This window comes from Methanosarcinales archaeon, assembly GCA_014859725.1.
Taxonomy (GTDB): Archaea; Halobacteriota; Methanosarcinia; order Methanosarcinales; family Methanocomedenaceae; genus Kmv04.
Genome location: JACUTQ010000025.1, coordinates 1 through 20,118, shown reverse-complemented (window position 1 = coordinate 20,118; position 20,118 = coordinate 1). Strand labels below are relative to the sequence as shown.

At 41.7% G+C, this 20,118-nt stretch carries 17 protein-coding genes, 2 tRNA genes and 1 pseudogene; 14 read left to right on the top strand and 6 right to left on the bottom strand.

The features are described from left to right. A pseudogene (locus tag IBX40_03635) lies at window positions 1–385 on the bottom strand (hypothetical protein). A 56-nt stretch (window positions 386–441) separates the two neighbouring features. On the opposite strand from IBX40_03635, the gene IBX40_03630 reads away from it, so the two are divergent. Together IBX40_03630 and IBX40_03625 are read left to right on the top strand one after the other, a co-directional pair. After that, complete coding sequence (locus IBX40_03630) at window positions 442–633, top strand: hypothetical protein (protein ID MBE0523413.1); 192 nt, start codon at window positions 442–444, stop codon at window positions 631–633. Window positions 634–1,017: 384 nt separating this feature from the next. Continuing rightward, the gene (locus tag IBX40_03625; protein ID MBE0523412.1) at window positions 1,018–2,025 is read left to right on the top strand and encodes a bifunctional N(6)-L-threonylcarbamoyladenine synthase/serine/threonine protein kinase; all 1,008 of its coding nucleotides are present in this window, start codon (window positions 1,018–1,020) and stop codon (window positions 2,023–2,025) included. A gap of 101 nt (window positions 2,026–2,126) precedes the next feature. Here the strand turns inward: IBX40_03625 and IBX40_03620 are convergent, their stop codons facing one another. After that, window positions 2,127–3,233: a hypothetical protein gene (locus IBX40_03620; protein MBE0523411.1), complete on the bottom strand. Its 1,107-nt coding sequence runs from the start codon at window positions 3,231–3,233 to the stop codon at window positions 2,127–2,129. Window positions 3,234–3,496: 263 nt separating this feature from the next. On the opposite strand from IBX40_03620, the gene IBX40_03615 reads away from it, so the two are divergent. Both IBX40_03615 and IBX40_03610 read left to right on the top strand, forming a co-directional pair. Continuing rightward, the gene (locus IBX40_03615; protein MBE0523410.1) at window positions 3,497–4,942 is read left to right on the top strand and encodes a replication factor C large subunit; all 1,446 of its coding nucleotides are present in this window, start codon (window positions 3,497–3,499) and stop codon (window positions 4,940–4,942) included. Window positions 4,943–4,953: 11 nt separating this feature from the next. Continuing rightward, window positions 4,954–5,562, top strand: a complete 609-nt coding sequence (locus IBX40_03610) for a dTMP kinase (protein ID MBE0523409.1) — start codon at window positions 4,954–4,956, stop codon at window positions 5,560–5,562. A 370-nt stretch (window positions 5,563–5,932) separates the two neighbouring features. Here the strand turns inward: IBX40_03610 and IBX40_03605 are convergent, their stop codons facing one another. The 4 genes from IBX40_03605 to IBX40_03590 all read right to left on the bottom strand — a co-directional run bounded on the left by IBX40_03605 (window position 5,933) and on the right by IBX40_03590 (window position 10,206). Continuing rightward, the gene (locus IBX40_03605) at window positions 5,933–6,565 is read right to left on the bottom strand and encodes a methyltransferase domain-containing protein (GenBank protein ID MBE0523408.1); all 633 of its coding nucleotides are present in this window, start codon (window positions 6,563–6,565) and stop codon (window positions 5,933–5,935) included. 107 nt (window positions 6,566–6,672) lie between these two features. After that, entirely contained in the window at window positions 6,673–7,476 is an 804-nt protein-coding gene (locus tag IBX40_03600; protein MBE0523407.1) for an HAD family hydrolase, read from the bottom strand. Between the two features lie 27 nt (window positions 7,477–7,503). Next, the gene (locus tag IBX40_03595; GenBank protein ID MBE0523406.1) at window positions 7,504–9,045 is read right to left on the bottom strand and encodes a 2,3-bisphosphoglycerate-independent phosphoglycerate mutase; all 1,542 of its coding nucleotides are present in this window, start codon (window positions 9,043–9,045) and stop codon (window positions 7,504–7,506) included. A 27-nt stretch (window positions 9,046–9,072) separates the two neighbouring features. After that, complete coding sequence (locus IBX40_03590; protein ID MBE0523405.1) at window positions 9,073–10,206, bottom strand: cytochrome c3 family protein; 1,134 nt, start codon at window positions 10,204–10,206, stop codon at window positions 9,073–9,075. 122 nt (window positions 10,207–10,328) lie between these two features. Between IBX40_03590 and IBX40_03585 the strand changes: the two genes are divergently transcribed. The 10 genes from IBX40_03585 to IBX40_03540 all read left to right on the top strand — a co-directional run bounded on the left by IBX40_03585 (window position 10,329) and on the right by IBX40_03540 (window position 19,941). After that, complete coding sequence (locus tag IBX40_03585) at window positions 10,329–11,537, top strand: NTP transferase domain-containing protein (GenBank protein ID MBE0523404.1); 1,209 nt, start codon at window positions 10,329–10,331, stop codon at window positions 11,535–11,537. 13 nt (window positions 11,538–11,550) lie between these two features. Continuing rightward, window positions 11,551–13,371 (top strand): glutamine--fructose-6-phosphate transaminase (isomerizing), encoded by a 1,821-nt coding sequence (glmS, locus tag IBX40_03580; GenBank protein ID MBE0523403.1) that lies wholly within the window; start codon window positions 11,551–11,553, stop codon window positions 13,369–13,371. A gap of 8 nt (window positions 13,372–13,379) precedes the next feature. Further along, window positions 13,380–14,693 (top strand): phosphoglucosamine mutase, encoded by a 1,314-nt coding sequence (gene glmM / locus IBX40_03575; protein ID MBE0523402.1) that lies wholly within the window; start codon window positions 13,380–13,382, stop codon window positions 14,691–14,693. A gap of 41 nt (window positions 14,694–14,734) precedes the next feature. Next, a complete protein-coding gene (locus IBX40_03570) occupies window positions 14,735–15,928 on the top strand; it encodes an NTP transferase domain-containing protein (GenBank protein ID MBE0523401.1) in 1,194 nt (397 codons plus the stop codon). Window positions 15,929–16,009: 81 nt separating this feature from the next. Beyond that, window positions 16,010–17,293 (top strand): UDP-glucose/GDP-mannose dehydrogenase family protein, encoded by a 1,284-nt coding sequence (locus tag IBX40_03565; protein MBE0523400.1) that lies wholly within the window; start codon window positions 16,010–16,012, stop codon window positions 17,291–17,293. A 4-nt stretch (window positions 17,294–17,297) separates the two neighbouring features. Then, window positions 17,298–18,443, top strand: a complete 1,146-nt coding sequence (locus IBX40_03560) for an aminotransferase class I/II-fold pyridoxal phosphate-dependent enzyme (protein MBE0523399.1) — start codon at window positions 17,298–17,300, stop codon at window positions 18,441–18,443. Between the two features lie 64 nt (window positions 18,444–18,507). Further along, window positions 18,508–19,263 carry a proteasome assembly chaperone family protein gene (locus IBX40_03555; GenBank protein MBE0523398.1) on the top strand — a complete coding sequence of 252 codons (756 nt, stop codon included), beginning with the start codon at window positions 18,508–18,510 and terminating at the stop codon, window positions 19,261–19,263. A 9-nt stretch (window positions 19,264–19,272) separates the two neighbouring features. Further along, window positions 19,273–19,662 (top strand): DUF473 domain-containing protein, encoded by a 390-nt coding sequence (locus IBX40_03550; GenBank protein MBE0523397.1) that lies wholly within the window; start codon window positions 19,273–19,275, stop codon window positions 19,660–19,662. A gap of 88 nt (window positions 19,663–19,750) precedes the next feature. Next, a tRNA-Arg gene (locus IBX40_03545) sits at window positions 19,751–19,825 on the top strand. A gap of 12 nt (window positions 19,826–19,837) precedes the next feature. Continuing rightward, window positions 19,838–19,941, top strand: a tRNA-Thr gene (locus IBX40_03540). Window positions 19,942–20,118 lie beyond the last annotated feature (177 nt).

Sequence of the window (20,118 nt, the reverse complement as noted above, 5' to 3'; positions counted from 1 at the left end):
CTCCTCCTCGAATCTTTTAGTTACTATATTCCAGGGTATGGCATATGCATTTCGAATCCTTCCCACACCCTGCCGCAGTTCAACTGCCAGAAAACCTTTGCGTCCGGACATCCTGAGATAATCGCTCATCCTCTCAACCTGATGGGATCCATTCTTATCAGTAGTGAAATGCTGGGTGAAGTACAGAGCTTTTGCTCCCTTATCAGTTGAAATGCTCTTACATTCGATACCAAGGTAATAATCCGGGTTGAGAGAATCCACAACAATGTCCAGGTACTGGTGTGAGAACCGGTGCTGCTTGAGACGAAAGGCAATTCCTTTGATCCCGTTTTCTGCAAAAAAAAACGTTGAATGATTTTACTAACTGTCTTTCAAATTCTGTCATGTACCACTATAAAATACCAGCAAATTTAAAACCTATTAAATCCTATGTAGTGCATCATGAAAAAGACATACCTGGAGATAGGGTCTTCAGTTGGTGCTGTACTGGTTTTTATTATCCTCATTGTCATTATTAACGATAAGAATTTTAGTTTTCATAATATTGCAAACTTCGGGAATGTAGCAATACTTGTGGCCTTTGTCATTGTGATAGGATTTATTGGTATCAAGCTGGCAGAATTAACAGATTAACTTTTTTAGAAATATTTGACCGAAAGTAATATAAACTGTATCAGATCAATATTCTATTAGAGATGTGAGGTAGCTGATATGTCACAAAATATCGCACAAGGTATATTATTCCGCCGGGTTCAACAAGAACTTTTAGGACTAACAGGTGTAAAAAAATCGTTAGTAGCCAGCAAAAAATGAAAGGCTTATTGCCATTAGAGCCGACCTAAAGCCCTTGTAGCAGTTCTGGCAGGATCAGAGACCAACCTTAATCTTATTCTAACAGAACTGAGCAAAGCTGCAAATAAAGTCAGGGAAATAATGTAATAATTTCTTTTATACTAAATATTTAATACTCTTGAAAGCTTTTTTAGCAAAAAAGAGTTACTAATTAGAGGCATTATTTTGAACGAACTTACAAATCCTATTATCCTTGGAATTGAAGGCACTGCATGGAACCTGAGTGCAGCTTTAGTTAATAAAAATGATGTTATAACCGAATCAACAGCCACATATACTCCTCCTACTGGCGGCATACATCCCAGAGAAGCCTCACAGCACCATGCTGATAATATAAAAAAAGTAATATCAAAAGTACTTGAAGATGCAAAAAATAATGGAATTGAAGTACATGACATTGATGCCATCGCCTTTTCCCAGGGTCCGGGTTTAGGACCTTGCCTTCGCACCGCAGCTACAGCAGCCAGAGCACTATCACTATCATTAAGTGTCCCGCTGATCGGAGTGAACCATTGCGTTGCCCATGTAGAAGTGGGCCGATGGAAGACCGATGCAGAGGACCCGGTAGTTCTGTATGTCAGCGGTGCCAACTCCCAGGTGCTGGCTTACAGGGCCGGGCGCTACAGGGTATTTGGCGAGACCCTGGATATCGGAATTGGCAACGCCCTTGATAAGTTCGCAAGGGGAGCGGGGTTGCAGCATCCCGGGGGGCCGAAAATTGAAGAACTCGCTAAAAAAGCATCTTTCTATGTACCGTTGCCTTATGTAGTTAAAGGAATGGATTTTTCATTCTCAGGTCAATCCACAGCAGCATCCCAGGCATTGAAGAAACATTCTCTGGAAGATGTATGCTATTCTTATCAGGAGACAGCCTTTGCCATGCTGGTTGAGGTAACAGAACGGGCCGTGGCACATACAGGCAAGGATGAAGTACTGCTTGGCGGAGGCGTGGGGGCAAATAAGAGATTAAGGGAAATGCTGCAGATCATGTGTGATGAAAGGGGAATAAAATTTTACGTCCCAGAAAACAAGTTTATGGGTGATAACGGAAGCATGATCGCTTATTTAGGCTTGTTAATGTTTGAAAAACAGGATTACACACCTATCGAAAAATCACATGTTAATCCAAATTTCCGTCCTGATGATGTAGTTGTTACCTGGCGGGAAAATTAATTCTTGCAGGAAAATGATACCATTTATGGAGCTCTTATTTTTGCATATCAGGTCATATAAGGAGGGATTTTCGTTTTTCCGGGACCTCCCTATTTTAAGTACTAAATCTGTTTCAACTTCAATTTCTGGAACTGTTCCATTGTCAATGGTTCACCGTAGTTTCCAATTATAATGGAAGGATCTTCCTGACCATCCAATTGTGACCATTTCATTTCTTCAGTATCCGGGTTGAATTCAAGCCACAAAAACTGCAGCTCATATTCATATGTTTCAGTATCTAATACCGGTATTATACCAGTTTTATGTTTGAAACCCTCATCCCACCAACTAAGAGTAATCTTACTGTCGTCATCTATGTCCCTGACATTTTCATTCCCATGGCAGTCTCCACAGCTTCTTCCCGGATTTATTACATTGTGTGGGAACTGTGGAGCAAAAATTGCATGAGTTTTCTTACCATAACTGAGGGTCATAATATTAGCTGAAGTAACCTTTCCATTATAATTCAAAAGGAATAACCAATCCTTTGTTGGCAGGGCTATCTTCTGATCAGATTCTATGAACGTATCGAAATGACAATTATAGCATGTAACAGATGACCCCACATGGCATGCTGAACAATCAACCTTTTGCCCATGGACAGTATGTGAGATTGTTTCCGACGGTGGTGTTGCCTTATCACTGCCACTGTAATGACAATCTTCACATGCAATTGCAATAGTATCTGGATTCTTCATAGTGTCAATTTCAACACCCATACCGTGGATTTCTTCAGAGGTATGGCAGTCGATGCAAGTTACATTGTTTGTGTTGTGCATATCTTGTAGATTCAAATTGGTTATAAGTCCCTCTCTGCCGTGACATTTCAAACATGTCATCTTGTCTTGTGCAATGGCAGTTTCATACACTTTGTTTCCATTCACATCCTTAGCATGGCAGTCATCACATGTTGCGTGACAATGGTAACAATTCAGTTCCAAATAATCTATACCAGTAATTTGCTTAAAGCCCTCATTATATATTTTTTCCATACCGCCTGTGGTGGCATGAAGGCTCACATCATAAAACATCGGCTTCATTTCTGGCGAACTGGCTTCAGCGCTCTCATTGTTCGTATGAACTTCATTGACTGATTGAGTTTCTTCAACACATCCTGTGAATAGGATAACTGAACATAAAAGAATAAATCCAAAATTTCGAATATTCATAAACATCAACTCCCCCTTTGATGATAATTTATCTATTTATCCAGATAAAGCTTTCGAATGAGGTCAGAAGAAGACAGGCAGCATTACAATTATTATTATCGTAACAACTTATCTTTTCAGTAATAATTTTCCCTTCATTAAATTTTTATGGGAAAAGATATATCAGGTTAGCTATTATGAGATATAAAATATAATTTAAATCCGAATGGAACTCCAGCTAAAAAAGATATCTATTTTAATCCTGCCGTTAACATAACACGACAATGAGCACAGTGCCTATGGAATGGGCAGAGAAATATCGTCCAAAAAACCTTACAGATTTGGCAGGCCACAATAGTATTGTTAAAGAACTGTTAAAATGGGCACATGATTGGGAACGTGGGGTGCCCAAAGATAAGGCATTGATACTTTACGGAAAACCAGGCGTAGGCAAGACATCTGCAGCCTATGCTCTTGCATACGAAATGGATTGGGATGTAATAGAACTAAACGCCAGTGACCAGAGGACTGCAGGTATCATTCAAAAAGTGGCAGGTTCTGCCAGTAAAATGGGTACTTTTGACGGTACGACGGGCCGCAGGCTGGTCATGTTGGATGAGGCAGATAACCTGCATGGTAACTATGACCGCGGTGGTGCCAGTGCTATCATTAATGTTATAAAGACCACCTCCCAACCGATTATACTGATTGCCAATGAATTCTATGATATAACTCCCACGCTTCGGATGTCCTGCAGACCCATTCAATTCAAAAGTATCAGTACCACATCGATGGTGACAGCGTTAAAAAATATATGTAGAAACGAAGGTTTGATGATAGGCATCGGTGTTATAGAAAAGATCGTGGAAGGAGCCAATGGTGACCTGAGAAGTGCGATCAATGATCTTCAGGCCATGGCCATAGGCAGGCATGAACTTGAAGTTGATGACATGGTCACAGCTCCAAGGGACAACAAAGAAACTGTATTCAGGGCAATGGATGTTATTTTCAGGGAACAGGATCTCAGGTCTGCCCAGGAAGCCGCATGGCAGTTGGATGAAAGTCCGGAACAGCTGATACACTGGATAGATGAGAACCTGCCCATAGGATACACAAAAGATGAGGATATGGCTGCAGGATATTTCCAGCTTGCAAGGGCAGATCAGTTCCTGGGAAGGGTCAGGCGCAGGCAGAATTATAAACTCTGGCGCTATGCTGGACTGCTCATGTCAGGAGGGGTCGCAGCTGTTAAAACACAGAGATATCCAGGTTACAAGAAATATCAATCTCCCCAGTATTTTAAAAAAATGGGACAGACAAAAGCTAAAAGAAATATCAGGGATTCTCTGGCAGGAAAGATTGGTGAACATTTCCACGTGTCCAGCGAATATGTACGCTCTAACCTCCTTGTCTTTTTCAAACAAATGATGAAAAGCAGCGACCATTCGGCAGGACTGGCTGCCGAGTTGAAACTCAATCCAGATGAGATCGCATTTTTATTGGAGTCGAAACCTTCTAAGAAAGTCGAAAAGATATACCAGGCAGCACAACAGCTTATCCAGGACGAAGTTGAACATGGTATTGAAATGTTCGGCGGATTTACCCATATGAAAGAAGGAAAAGAAATAAAGACAGAACCTGATGAAATTCCTATAAATATTGAACCTGAAGAACCCGTGGGATCAAGTAACGAAGAAGAGAAGAACCAGAGTTCTTTATTTGACTTTTAAGGAAAGATTAAATGATTGGAAAACTGATAACCATTGAAGGAATTGACGGGTCAGGAAAATCTACGGTTTTAAATCTATTAAAGCAGAAGTTTGATGAAAATGCTGATATAATATTTACCAGGGAGCCAACAACAGAATGGATTGGAGAGGCAGTCTATCGTGCGATCAAATCAGAGACAGACCCTTTAGCAGAACTGTTCCTGTTCATTGCAGACCATGCCGATCACCTTAGCAGGACAGTACGACCTGCCCTGGAAGATAACAAGATCGTTATCTCAGATCGGTATTCTGATAGCAGGTATGCCTACCAGGGAGCAACATTGGATGGAATTATTGACAATGCACTGGAATGGGTGCTGGGTCTGCATACAGGCTGGACCATAATACCAGATCTGTCAATTCTTTTAGATGTCAGACCAGAATTGGCAGTAACCAGAGTGGGGAGTCGCAGTCACCAGACAAAATTCGAAAAGGTGAAATTCCTCGAAAAGGTTCGGGCCAATTATCTAAAACTAGTTGAAATGTATCCAGAACGTTTTTTGGTGGTTGAAGCCGAGCAGCCTCTAAATATTGTAGAAAATCAAGTAATAAGAATCATTGAAAAAATATTGGAAGAATAAGAATTAAGAAACAATAATATTAATTGTGGGCTGACCTCCCTTTCCAGGAGGCTCCATTTTCAGGGACTTGCGCTTGCATTCATCCACTCCCTACACATATATTATGTGTCAACATTTCTGAAATGAAGGAATTGGATTTCCTTTCAATCTCTTAAGACCTTGTATGGCCCTATGCCTTTTACAACATATTAGATTGTCGCAACTTGTTTATTCCGGCGATTTGAAATCGCTCCATTCACTTCATTGCTAGCCCACGTAGCATGCATTCCCACATTGCTGCATTTATATGGCAATTTTGAGAATAATACATGGTTCATTTAATAACTAATATAATTTTTGGTATCAAAAATGGTAACAAAAGTGGTAACACTCAGGGCATTCTTGTGAAAGTAATAAACCCTGTATAACCAACCCTGGTTGTGGAAGGTCTGGTTCCCCTTTCGCTGAAAGAAATCTCACGCTGCGTACACTCAAGAGTTATGGTTTCTTCAAATCCGGTCTCATCTATAGCATTACGGATTTCTTTGGCCTGTTCCAGAAATGGCGTGAACACCACCAGAAATCCTCCTGGTTTTAACACTTTTGGAACAAATGGGATCACCTGTGCCGATTGATGCATATCAAGGATTACCGCATCAAATATCTCATCAATGGATTGAATCTCATTAATCAGATCACCAAATCTCAACTCAACATTTTCAAGTCCCACAAGTTCAATATTAGAATTAGCGATTTCCAGGAATTCTTCCCGAACTTCATATGTCACTACACGTTTAGCAATATATCCTAAATAAATAGCCATTATACCTGAACCAGTACCTGCATCAAGAACTTCATCATTTTTACCAAGACCAATATGCGAAATGATCATTCCAATGTCCTTTGGACTAATGGGAGCCCCGCTCCTTTTCAGATGATTAAAAAAATCAGGCAGCCGGGGACAGTGGATTCTTAATTCAAAACCAAGATGGGAAGATATAGTATCCCCATATTGCAATTCCATTAAGCTATCCAGCTTGAATACACCCACATCAGTATGAAGATCACCTTCATCGGCTTTTGCAAAATAACGCTTGCCGTTTCCTAATAAAAGTACATGTTCCCCTTTGTTCAAATCAAATCACTCACAAGAGGGACGATCTGGGATATATGATCGATTATTGCATCAGCCTCACTTCTAAGTTTTTCAGGTCTTACATTCCTTTGCTGGACCGTCATTACTGCAAAATCAGCCTGCTTGAACGCCATAATATCATTAATGGCATCGCCGACCATAACAACCTTATCATAAGACCCTTTCAGATCCACAACGATCTCACCCTTGCGCTGGGGAGTTGAAAGCCCGAAAGTATGTTCTTTTTTTACTCCAATGCTTTTTGCAATCAGTTCGACATCTTCCTGTTTATCTCCCGAGGCAATATATACATCCACTCCCATATCTTCCAGCTGTTTAACCACATCTTTTACTCCAGGGAATAAACGTCCTCCCGTACTTAGAGTGTAAGGGATGCAATTATGAGCCGTATCGATCATGACCCCAACTCCCATGTACCGGCTATTATCACATCGTCCCAATACAGCTAGTAACACTTCATGAAGATCAGATACTATTGCCCTTGAATCAAAATTAATTATTAAACGTGCTTCTGCGACACTTACCGGACGGCTGCTGCATCCAATATCAATGGCGATATTGTATTCATCCAGAAATTGGTGGATAAGACAGCTTTCATTTATTTCCATTAATTTTTCTGGATCAATATTAATGATCACAATACCGTAATTCGGATCTGTGCTTGCCAGGTCAGTGGTCACAATATCATAACATATTGTATCATTTATCAGGTTCTTGGCAGCACGGTACATATGAAGCAAGGTTCCCGCGCTATCAAAAACAACTGCATTACTGGACATATATTGGGCTATGGATGTTATGATAGATTAGATTTTCCTTACGATCAATGACTGTCCTGTCATTTCAACCGGGACTTCCAGATGTAGCAATTCAAGTAAGGACGGAGCCACATCGGCAAAGATGCCCTCCTTTACTGTTACATTATCCATTTCAGAAACCAATATCAAAGGTACATGGTTGGTAGTATGTGCAGTGTGGGGGCTGTTATTTTCATAATAGCTCATCTGCTCGCAATTACCATGATCTGCCGTAATAATTGCTGCACCACCATTTGAGATTATCGCTTCTACGACTTTGCCGAGGCATTCATCTACTGTTTCTACGGCTTTAACAGCAGCTTCAAATATCCCAGTATGACCCACCATATCAAGATTGGCATAATTAACTATAATAACATCATAATCATTTGATTTGATCTTTTCCAGTAGCACTTCAGTTAATTTATGTGCACTCATCTCTGGCTTGAGGTCATAGGTGGCCACTTTTGGTGAGGGGATCAGACTCCTGTATTCTCCTTTGTAAGGTTTCTCAATAAAACCGTTGAAGAAAAACGTTACATGAGCATATTTCTCGGTCTCTGCGATATGAAGCTGAGTTTTTCCCATTTTGCTAAGATATTCACTCAGAGTATTACTCAGATGCTCGGGGGGGTATGACACGGGCAGGTCAAATGTAGCATCATACTGTGTCATGCAAACAAAATGGATGTCAGGTAATTTCTTACGCTCAAATCCTGTAAAATCCTGCCTGGTAAGGGCCCTTGTCAGTTCCCGCGCCCTATCAGACCTGAAATTGAAAAAGAATACAGCATCACCGTCATTTATTGTTGCGGTGGGATTACCATGGTCAAGAATTACTGTGGGTTTGACAAATTCATCATTTTCACCACGTCCGTAAGCTGCTTTTACTGCATCCGTTGCAATGTGTGATGTTTCACCCATCCCACGGGTCAGAACATCGTAGGCCAGACGGACCCGTTCCCATCGATTATCCCTGTCCATGGCATAATACCGACCGCTGACTGTGGCAATGGTTCCGACCCCCAATTCTTCCATCTTTTCTTCTGCCTGCATAATATACTGCTCGGCACTGCGGGGTGGAACATCACGACCATCCAGGAATGCATGGAGATATACTTTTTTTAAGCCCGCATTCCTGGTAACTGTAAGCAGGGCCAACAGATGATCAATATGGCTGTGAACTCCCCCGTTAGATAACAGACCCATAAGATGAAGTGAAGATCCTTTAGTTCTTACATATCCGATAGCCCCCATCAATGCCGGGTTGTGAAAAAAGTCACCATCACTTATTGATTTATTTATTTTGGTAATATCCTGATAAACAGTACGGCCTGCCCCCAGGTTCAGATGTCCCACTTCGCTGTTGCCCATTTGTCCTTTTGGCAAGCCAACTGCTTCACCGGCAGCATCTAATGTTGTGTGGGGATATTTTGACAAAAGGCTGTCCATCACAGGCGTTTTTGCCATGGTGACAGCATTACACTCCCTTTTCGGATTAATACCCCATCCGTCAAGTATTATCAGACAAAGCGGTTTCGGGATTCTCATTGGCCGTTTAATTTCTTTACTTATACATCAAATTACCGACTTTCTTGAATGTGGGAAGCCTAAATTATGTGCCTCCATATGACAGGTAGTACATCCGGACGACATGCCATGATGAGATCCGTGGCATGCAGTGCATTCAGGTATTTGGCCATGCCGTGGGTGGCAGTACGCACAATTCTTGTTTGAATGGCCTGTGATATTCTCTTTGAGATGTCTGGCATTCTCTTCATGGCATCCTCCACACAGGCTTGATGGCGTATTTGGAGGATAATCAACCTGAGAAGGTACATGAGCCTGTAAATGACATTGAGTACATTCTTCAGCCTTCATTGTCTCATTATGTCCAGTATGGCATAATGTACATTCCAGGCTTTGATCGTGTTTGGGATGACAAATCACACAACCAATTCCAACATGCTTTGTTGGCTGGGTTTCAAAAGTAGTTCGTATAATAGAAAAATGACATGAAGTACATTCTTCTTTTGAAATATTTGAAGAGAATTCAAGATTTCGTGGAGAATGGGCATTGGTATGACATTGGGTACATTCCTCTAAACCAGCTATGTGAAACAATCCATGGCAATCCTGGCACTTTGGAATATATCCGTGTTGTGGATGGCAGAAGGAACAACTTTTCTTTGCATGTTTTCCTCCATTAAAGTTTAGAGATTCAATAGCTTTGGTATGACATTCACCGCATGTTTGTTCAGGCAATTCTCTTTCATGTCCTTTGTGGCATGAATTACAATCACCTGCATCGTCATGTGGATTAATTACCCTTTGTGATGTCAGTGAAATAAAATCAGAATGACATTTGAGACATCTAAATTTATTTTCAAGTACTACCACTTCATCTTCTCCAGGAGGGGCATCAACACCAGCCACATCATATATTAGCATAATTGCAATTTCTTTTTTAAATTCCAACATTCCTGCAGTTCCTGCTGCTTCATGGCATTGGGAACAAGAAATTCCGTTTTCATTATGAGCGAAATCCATAGAATCGCCAGGTGTATTATATTTCTCAAATTCAATCTCATGGCATATTTCGCAAAATTCATTTTCAGTTACATAATTCCATCCATCAATTGCACTAAAAAGAACTATCAATGTGAGAATAGCAATTACCATTACGATCATGACTCGTTTTGAGACTGTCATTCTCTTATCCTTTTAATCTTTAATATTAATTAAGATTTATGAGGTGTTTTAATAATCATTTTTTATTAATAAATATAGCAACGTTTTATATTAATCAATGATAATTTAGCATGTGATAAAATATGAAGGCAGTTATTCTGGCAGCCGGTGAAGGACTTAGATGCCGGCCACTTACTCTTACTCGTTCAAAGGTAATGCTGTTAGTAGCTAATAAACCGATTCTGGAACATATCATTGATGCCCTTGCCCGGTGCGGGATTGTTGATATAATAATTATTATTGGATATAGAAAAGAACGTATTATGGATTATTTCCGGGATGGAGTAGACTTTGGAGTAAATATTACATACGTAGAACAAAAAGGGCAGCTGGGCACAGCTCATGCCTTAAAACAAGCTCTTCCTTACATTAATGACGAATTCATCGTGCTAAATGGTGATAATATTATTGAGGATGAGACCATCTCTGACATCCTTGAAAACAAATCAGGCGACATTTCGATCTTAACTGTCACAAGAGAGGATATCGAAGGGTATGGCGTTGTAATCTCTGATAATATTAATGTAAAAAAAATTGTGGAAAAGCCAAAAAAAGATGTCAGCAGGATGATAAATACAGGAATATATATTTTTAATCCTGATATTTTTACGGCTATTGAGTCAACTGTGATTTCTGAAACAGGAGAGTATAGTATTATCGACAGCATTCAACAGATGATTGATGAAGGCAAGGTTGTGACAATGGTCAAGTCAGAGTCCACATGGATAGATGCTGTTCACTCATGGGATTTATTAAATGTTAATGCTTACCTGCTGGAACGATGCAAACAGCCGATCATAAATGGTGATGTCGAAGCAGGAGCAATAATTAAAGGTAATGTCAGTATAGGTGCCAATACAATTGTAAGGTCAGGTTCATATATCATTGGGCCAGCAATTATCGGTAAAAATTGTGAGATAGGGCCTAATGTTGTGATACTCCCCTCAACCACAATAGGCAACAATTGCACAATTGAACCATTTAATCAGATCAATAATAGTATTATCAATCATGATGTAAGGATTGGTGCTTTTTCATATATATCCAACACTCTCATTGGAGCCCACAACAGTATAGGCTCCCATTTTATCACAGAAACCGGTGAGAACCTGGTGATAGAAATTAAAGGAATACTCCACAGGGCTGAAAAACTGGGCGCAGTCATTGGGGATGGGAATGAGATCAAACATAGAGTGCTTACCGAACCCGGTAAAATGATAGCTACAGGATGTACCATAGCATCTGGTCATATTATCTCAAAAGAAATACCTGAAGATGCTTTTTTGGTATAAGTTGGTCAAAATAATGTGTGGAATAGTTGGCTATATTGGGAATGGGGACGCAATCAAGATTCTTTTTGAATCACTAAAAAGATTAGAATATAGGGGTTATGATTCTGCAGGGTTAGCTGTTATAGATGACGAAGGAAACATCGGCATATTCAAACAGGAAGGTGAGATCTCCAGACTTGAATCAGTTGTCCCTGCCATTCTTTCACGGATCGGCATTGGACACACTAGATGGGCCACCCATGGAAAGCCAACCATACAGAACGCACACCCTCATTCATCTGGCCATATCTCAGTTGTACATAACGGTATCATCGAAAATTATCTGGAATTGAAAGAAGAATTGATCTCAGAAGGCTACGAGTTCTTATCAGATACTGATACGGAAGTGCTGGCTCATCTAATATCCAAATATTATTCAAAAAACCTGACTGCTGCTGTAAGGCAAGCATTGGGTCATGTACAGGGTTCATATGCAATAGCTGTATTGTGTGATGAGCTCCCTGGTGAACTGGTGGCAGCAAGAAAGGACAGCCCGCTAATAATCGGGCTAGGTGAACAGGAAAATTTCATAGCTTCTGATATTCCTGCGGTTTTAAAATATACTAACAGGATCATTTATGTTGAGAACGGGGAGATTATTTCTGTTAAATACGATGGAATACAGGTAACAGACCTTGAAGGGAATCCCAGGACAAAGGAAGAACATATCATAGAATGGGACCTGGAAGCAGCAGAGAAAGCAGGTTATCCTCATTTTATGCTTAAAGAGATACATGAACAGACCAATTCCATTCATGAGACCATGGTCGGCAGGTTACATGAACTTGAAGGGAATGTCAATTTTGAAGAACTGGAAATGACCATAGAGCAGATCCAGCAACTTCAGAGGATCGAGATCATTGCATGCGGTACCTCTTATAATGCAGGTTTGCTTGGCAAATATCTGTTCGAAAAACTGGCAGGTATACATACTGATGTGGATAGTGGTTCTGAGTTCAGGTATTCTAGTCCGGTTTTAGCGCCCTCCACACTTGTAATTGGAATAACACAGTCTGGGGAGACAGCTGACACGTTGGCAGCTCTGCAGGAAGCTGCATCTTATGGCTGTAAGACCCTGGCTGTTACCAATGTGATGGGAAGTTCAGTCTCAAGGGAAGCCTCCAATACTATCTACACAAGGGCAGGTCCGGAGATAGGTGTGGCTGCCACAAAGTCATTTATTTCACAGCTTGTGATTTTATATCTGCTGGTAATCTATTTCGCAAGAATCAGGTCTTTTATGAATGCAAATAGAGCGCGTGAACTACTTTCTGAAATGCGAAAAATACCAGGACATATTAACCACATTCTTGAAAATAAAGAAAAGATTCATGAATGTGCCTCTCTTTTTGTGGATTCAACGGATTATTTCTTTATAGGACGTAACATCAATTATCCAATAGCCATGGAAGGGGCATTAAAATTAAAGGAGATCTCATACATTCATGCTGAGGGGTATGCTGCAGGAGAACTGAAACACGGCCCACTTGCTTTAATATCTAACAATGTACCTGTGGTCGCTATTGCACCACAAGGTTCTACTTATGATAAGATTCTCAGCAACATAAAGGAAGTAAAAGCGAGAGAAGCCTCAGTTATCGGCATAGCGAATCAGGATGACGATGAAATCCTTAAATATGTAGATAATGTGTTGCCCATTCCTAAGACAGATGAACTGTTGTCGCCTTTATTGACTACGGTTGTGGTTCAGCTTCTGGCTTATTATACTGCTATTGAGAGGAACTGTTCCATCGATAAACCAAGGAATCTTGCCAAGAGTGTGACTGTCGAATAGGTGATGAAATGAAATTGTTTGGTTCATCAGGGATCAGGGGGATTACAAATGTTGAGATTACACCTGATTTGGCATTGAATGTGGGAAAAGCAGCTGGTATCGGTTGCTCCACTGCTGTAATTGCACGGGACCCCAGAGTTTCGGCAAACATGATCGAAGAAGCTGTTATATCCGGACTAATGTCCTCAGGATGCAATGTGACCAGGTTAGGTCTTGTTCCAACTCCGACCTTAGCATATGCTGCAAAGGATTTTGATCTGGGAATAATGATCACAGCATCCCATAATCCGGCTGAGTACATCGGCATTAAATTATGGAACCCGGACGGGATGGCTTTTGACAGCACCCAGCAGGAGGAAATTGAATCAATCATCGAATCATCCAGCTATTTTTTAGTGGAATGGGGCCGGATCGGTAATCAAAATATTTATGAAAATGCTGTTGAAGACCATATAAAGGCTATACTGAATAAAACAGGTTCCTTAAAAACAGCAACTAAAGTAGTAGTTGATTGTGGCAATGGTGCAGGATCCGTGATCACACCTTTGCTGCTTAGAATCATGGGGTGCAAAGTGCTATCTTTGAATGCCCAGCCAGATGGACATTTTCCTGCCAGGAACCCGGAACCTAAAACAGACAACCTGAGTCTGCTTATGAAAACTGTCATAGATTGGGGAGCAGATATCGGGATTGCACATGATGGAGATGCGGACAGGATGATGGCAGTAGATGATAAGGGGAGGTTTGTAAATGGTGACCAGCTACTGGCAATCCTGGCAGCTTATGAAGATGCTGAAAAGATAGTAGTGCCTGTAGATACCTCACTTATAGTGGATGATGCCCTGCCTGAAACAGAAATTCTGAGAAGCAGGGTGGGGGACGTATATGTGGCAGAAGTCATGAAGAGAACAGGTGCAGCATTTGGAGGTGAGCCGTCAGGAAGCTGGATATTTCCACGAATTTCCTTTTGTCCGGACGGGATCTATGCTGCAGCAAGATTGATCGAGATCATTGGCAGCCAAAAACTCTCTGATATGGTTGATGCCTTGCCAAAGTATAATACGAGGAGGATAGGGATCACCTGTGATAACCAGCGAAAAGACGGTGCAATGTCTGATATTGCCAGTGAATTGTCTTCAATGGGGGAAGTCAGTACTATAGACGGCATCAGAGTGGAAACGAATGGTGGTTGGGTCCTTGTAAGGCCATCAGGTACCGAACCGCTGGTACGTGTCACTGCCGAGGCGAGGTCAAATGTGGATGAGCTTTTCCAGAAAGTATGCCACATCGTTAAGGTTGCAGTTGGTTCTGCCTGCAGTTGAAGTAAATATCTTTTTATTATAACAACATTAAAAGGAGTAACATGAAGGCCGTTATTCTTGCAGCCGGGGAAGGTACCCGGATGCGCCCCCTGACAAGAAACCGCCCAAAAGTAATGCTTCCTTTTGGTAACCGCCCTATTATGCAGCATATTATCGAGCAGGCCCGTGATTCGGGTATTGATGATTTTGTACTTGTGATTGGATATCGTGGTGAGACTATAGTTGACTATTTTGGAGATGGTTCGAAATTCGGCATCCGTATCGATTATGTAATGCAGGAGGAAAGGCTGGGTACGGCCCATGCCATTGGTACTGCCAGTTCAGTGATCAATGAAAGATTTATTGTCATGAACGGGGACGTTATGGTCTCGTCCGAACAGATAAAGGAACTGCTGGAACGGGATGAGGTTGTAGTAATGACAGCCATTGAAGTGGATGACCCATCCCGGTTCGGGGTGCTGGAAGTGGAAGAAGGCTGCGTTATGGGAATACATGAAAAAACTGCAAAGCCTCCCACAAATCTTGCTAATGCAGGCATCTATGTATTTGGACCTGAAGTGTTCGGTGCCATTGATAAGACACCACTATCCCCCAGAAATGAATACGAGATCACCCGGACAATTCAGGATATGATCAATAATGGTATCCATGTGGGGTATCAGGTAATTACAGGAAAATGGCTGGATATCGGCAGACCCTGGGATCTGCTGGATGCAAATATGGAATTCCTGAAAACCATTAGCACTGATATTAAAGGTGAGGTCGAGGATGATGTCCATATCCACGGGCCTGTGATCGTAGAGGCTGGTGCCAGGGTAAGGAGCGGCGCATATATCGAAGGCCCGGTTATTATTGGACCGGACTGTGATATAGGGCCAAATTGTTATATCCGCCCCTTTACCAGTCTGGGAAGGTGTGTTCGTATCGGCAATGCTGTTGAAGTGAAGAATTCAATTATTATGGATAATACCCATGTGGGCCATTTATCGTATGTGGGAGATTCCATTATCGGGAGTGAGTGCAATTTCGGGGCCGGGACAAAGGTGGCGAATCTGAGACATGATGGAGGAAACATAAAAGCCCGGATCAACGGGGTTGTAATAGATTCAGGCAGGAGGAAACTGGGTACTATAATGGGGGATCATGTTCATACAGGTATCAATAGTATGCTGAATGTGGGTTCTGTGATCGAAGCTAATAGTAATATCATGCCAGGGGCTTTTGTGCTACTCTAGCCAGTAGCGGGCTAGCACACGTATGAAGCCCTTCGGGCTCCATACGTGGACGGGATGTAAAGAATATAGGAGACAGTGGTTTTGAAAATATCAATAATAGGGTCCGGTTATGTGGGGACGGTGACTGCTGCATGTTTTGCAGAATTAGGTCATGATGTGATATGTATTGATATCGATCCTGAGAAAGTTGAAATGATAAACAGGGGTGAGCCTACGATATATGAAGAGGGGCTGGAAGCACTTCTTAAGAAGCATGCTGGTAAAAGAATCAGCGCTACCAGCGATTATGATGATGCTGTGACTAATACTGATGTGTCATTTATCTGTGTAGGGACGCCTTCGGATGTTGATGGCAATATCGATCTTTCCATTGTCAAAGCAGCCAGCAAGAGCCTCGGCCAGGCTATAAGGAAGAAGAACGATTATCATGTGGTTGTGGTAAAAAGCACTGTTGTGCCGGAAACTACTGAAAAGGTGGTAATGACACACGTTCAGGAAACATCTGGCAAGAAAGCGGGAATCAATTTTGGTATTGCTATGAACCCTGAGTTCTTGCGAGAGGGAAAGGCAGTTTATGATTTCATGCATCCTGATAAGATCGTGGTGGGTGCCATTGATGAGAGCTCTGACAAGGTTGTTTCTTCGTTATATGCAGGTCTTGAATGTGAGATAACGCATACCAATCCCAGGACAGCAGAAATGATAAAATACGTCAATAATTCCTTTTTAGCAACCAAGATATCCTTTTCCAATGAGATAGGCAACATTTGCAAACAGTTGGGTATCGATACATATCAGGTTATGGAAGCAGTTGGAAAGGATTTCAGGATCTCGCCATATTTCCTGAATTCGGGTGCCGGATTCGGAGGTTCATGCTTTCCCAAAGATGTAAAGGCACTTATCGGGAAGGCAAAAGAACTGGGATACCAACCACAATTGCTTGAATCTGTTGTCCAGGTCAATGAAATGCAGCCATTGAAGATGATCGACTTTCTGGAATCCAGATTGGGAAAGCTGGACGGTAAAAAAATCGCTGTGTTGGGGCTTGCCTTCAAGAATGACACTGATGATATCAGGGAATCCAGATCCACCCCTGTAATTAAAACATTACTGGAAAAGGGAGCTATAATCTCTGCATACGACCCAATGGCAGTAGATAATATGAAAAAAATATATCCTGATATCGAATACTGCGATTCTGCAATTCAGGCCCTTGAATCTGCTGATGGGTGCCTGGTGATGACAGAATGGGACGAGTTCAAGATGTTGTGCAGTGAATTCAAGACAATGCACCGATCCCTGGTAATTGATGGCAGGAACGTTATCTGCTGTGGCGATATAGAATATGTGGGTCTGTGTTGGTGAATAGATGCCTTCAAAACGATGTGATTATTTTTCTGAATCTGTTATCAGGGATATGACCCGTCTGGCACTACGCCACGATGCTGTTAATCTTGCCCAGGGTTTTCCTGATTTTCCGGCACCTGAAGAGCTGAAAGCTGCAGCAAATACCGCCATTGCAGACGATCATAATCAGTATGCTATTACCTGGGGTGTGAAAGAACTGCGGGAAGAGATATCCCGCAAGGCTGCCGAATTTAACAGGATAGAAGCTGATCCGGAAAGTGAAGTTACTATTACCTGCGGCACTACCGAAGCTATGATGGCGTCCATGCTGGCAATTATCGATCCAGGTGATGAGGTGATTATTTTCGAGCCTTTCTATGAAAATTATGGACCTGATGCTTCTGTCTCAGGGGCAAGGCCCAGGTTTGTACCTCTGGATGAGGATGATTTTACTTTTGATCCTGACGTCCTGGCAGCAGCTTTCAATAAAAAGACAAAAGCATTGGTATTGAACACGCCTAATAATCCTTCAGGGAAGGTTTTTTCCGGAAATGAACTTTCAGTCATAGCAGATCTTGCCACAGACAACAATGTTACCGTGCTTACCGATGAAATATATGAACATATCATATACGATAATGCAAAGCACATCAGCCTGGCTTCTATGGGCGATATGGCACAACGTACAATTACCATTGGGGGTTTTAGTAAGACGTATAGTGTTACTGGATGGCGTGTGGGATATGCCCTGGCTCCTGCTCATTTGACAGATGCAATTCGTAAAGTCCATGATTTTCTGACAGTAGGTGCCCCGGCCCCACTTCAGCATGCATGTATAACTGCCCTGAATTTGCCAAAATCTTATTATGAAGAACTGGTGGGGATGTATGATAAAAAGCGCCGCATGCTCTACAATGCATTGATAAAATCCGGGTTTAAGTGTACGCTCCCGCAGGGGGCTTATTACATATTAGCAGATATATCAGGGTTCGATACGGGGGATGATGTTTCGTTTGCCCATTACCTTGCATCTGAAATTGGGGTCGCAGCAGTTCCGGGAAGCAGTTTTTTTAAGGATAATGATCTGGGTTCCAACAAGCTCAGATTCACTTTCTCAAAGAGTGATGATACACTGCAGGAAGCTGTCAGGAGACTGGAAAACCTGTAACCCGTTTTGAATTATCGATGTACTTATCTATTAGAGATTCATAAGAGAGATTAGGTGAAAAATTATGGCGAGTGATGATCAATCACAATCAGGGGAAAATGTAAAGATTATTACTGATCCAATATCACTTGAAAATCCAATTATTATTGAAGGTTTTCCAGGGATCGGTTTAGTTGGAAATATTGCGTCCCAGCATTTGATAGACGAGCTTGAAATGGATTATGTAGGAACAATTGAATCTAAATACTTCCCTCCAATTGCAGTCCTATTCAACGGCATGGTCAATATGCCTGTCAGGATATATGAGAGCAGTAAATACAATATGTTGACAGTTATATCTGATATTCCGATCCATCCGACCATCTCGTATGAAGTCAGTAAGGTCCTGATAGATTGGGCTCAATCTTTGAATGTAAAAGAGATCGTCTCTATTGCCGGGATTGCCACAATGACAACCGGGGAGAACAAGGTCTTTGGGGCAGCTACCAGTGAAGAGATGCTTGAAAAGATCAAGGAACATGTAGAGATATTCCAGGTTGGTACTATAAGCGGGATTTCAGGGAGTGTAATGACGGAATGTAACATGCGAAAAATTCCTGCTGTCAGTCTACTGGGTGAGACAAACAGCCCTAATCCGGACCCAAGGGCCGCTGCCGCGGTAATTCAAGTCCTTAACAAACTCTATGATCTTTCAATTGACATAAATAATCTGATGGAACAGGCTGAACAGATCGAGGTGGAATTACAGAAACTTGCTGAACAGGTTAAATCCTCGGAACAGGACGATCAACCAAGACGAGAGTTCCCGATGTATGCTTAGGGTGATGAAATGCAATATATAGCAATTACAGGTATTTCTTCACAGGTACTAAAAGAACTACAGGATAACCGTGTTCGCACTATTGAGATCAGAAGTCCACATAATTTTTTCTCTGCACATGCAACTAATCCCGGAGATATGATTTTATTAACAAAATCCGGTTATGACGATATTAATACAGGAACTATTGGCCTATTAGCCAGGATCAAGTGGCGACAGGTCTCTATGCATCGGATCTTACATAAGTCAGATGAGATCTTCGAAGAAAGCGAGACTTTTGCTGCCAGATTGCAGCTGGAATTGGAAGGAATAGGAAGGGTGCGAAAGGTTGAGGAAACAACACTGGGAAAACCCTTGGTAGTGGATGCCAATAAGGTTACTTATCTGGAAGCCAGGTAATAATTTTATTTTTTTAAAACATGATAGCACCAAAGAGTTTTTAAGGTTAGAGTTATATTTGAAAGTCCACTTAGCTATAAACACTTATGGGCTCGTGGCTTAGCCAGGATATAGCGTCGGGCTTCTAACCCGAATGTCGTGGGTTCGAATCCCACCGGGCCCGTAAAAACAGATAGCCTCGGTGGCTTAGGGGTATAGCGCGTCCTTGGTAATGGACTGCGGTTAATCTGCAGGACTCCAAACAGGACGAGGTCGGGGGTTCAAATCCCCCCCGAGGCTCTTTTATTTTATTGTATTGGCCTATATATGTGCATAAAAATCTGCGCCAGTTATATTCTTATTACATTAATTCCATAAATGATCTCACGATTTTTTTTGATATGCAAAATGAACTGCCAATGCGGTATTGATCAATGGTGTTGTAATCGCCTTGATCATCATCGCTAAAAGGGTGAC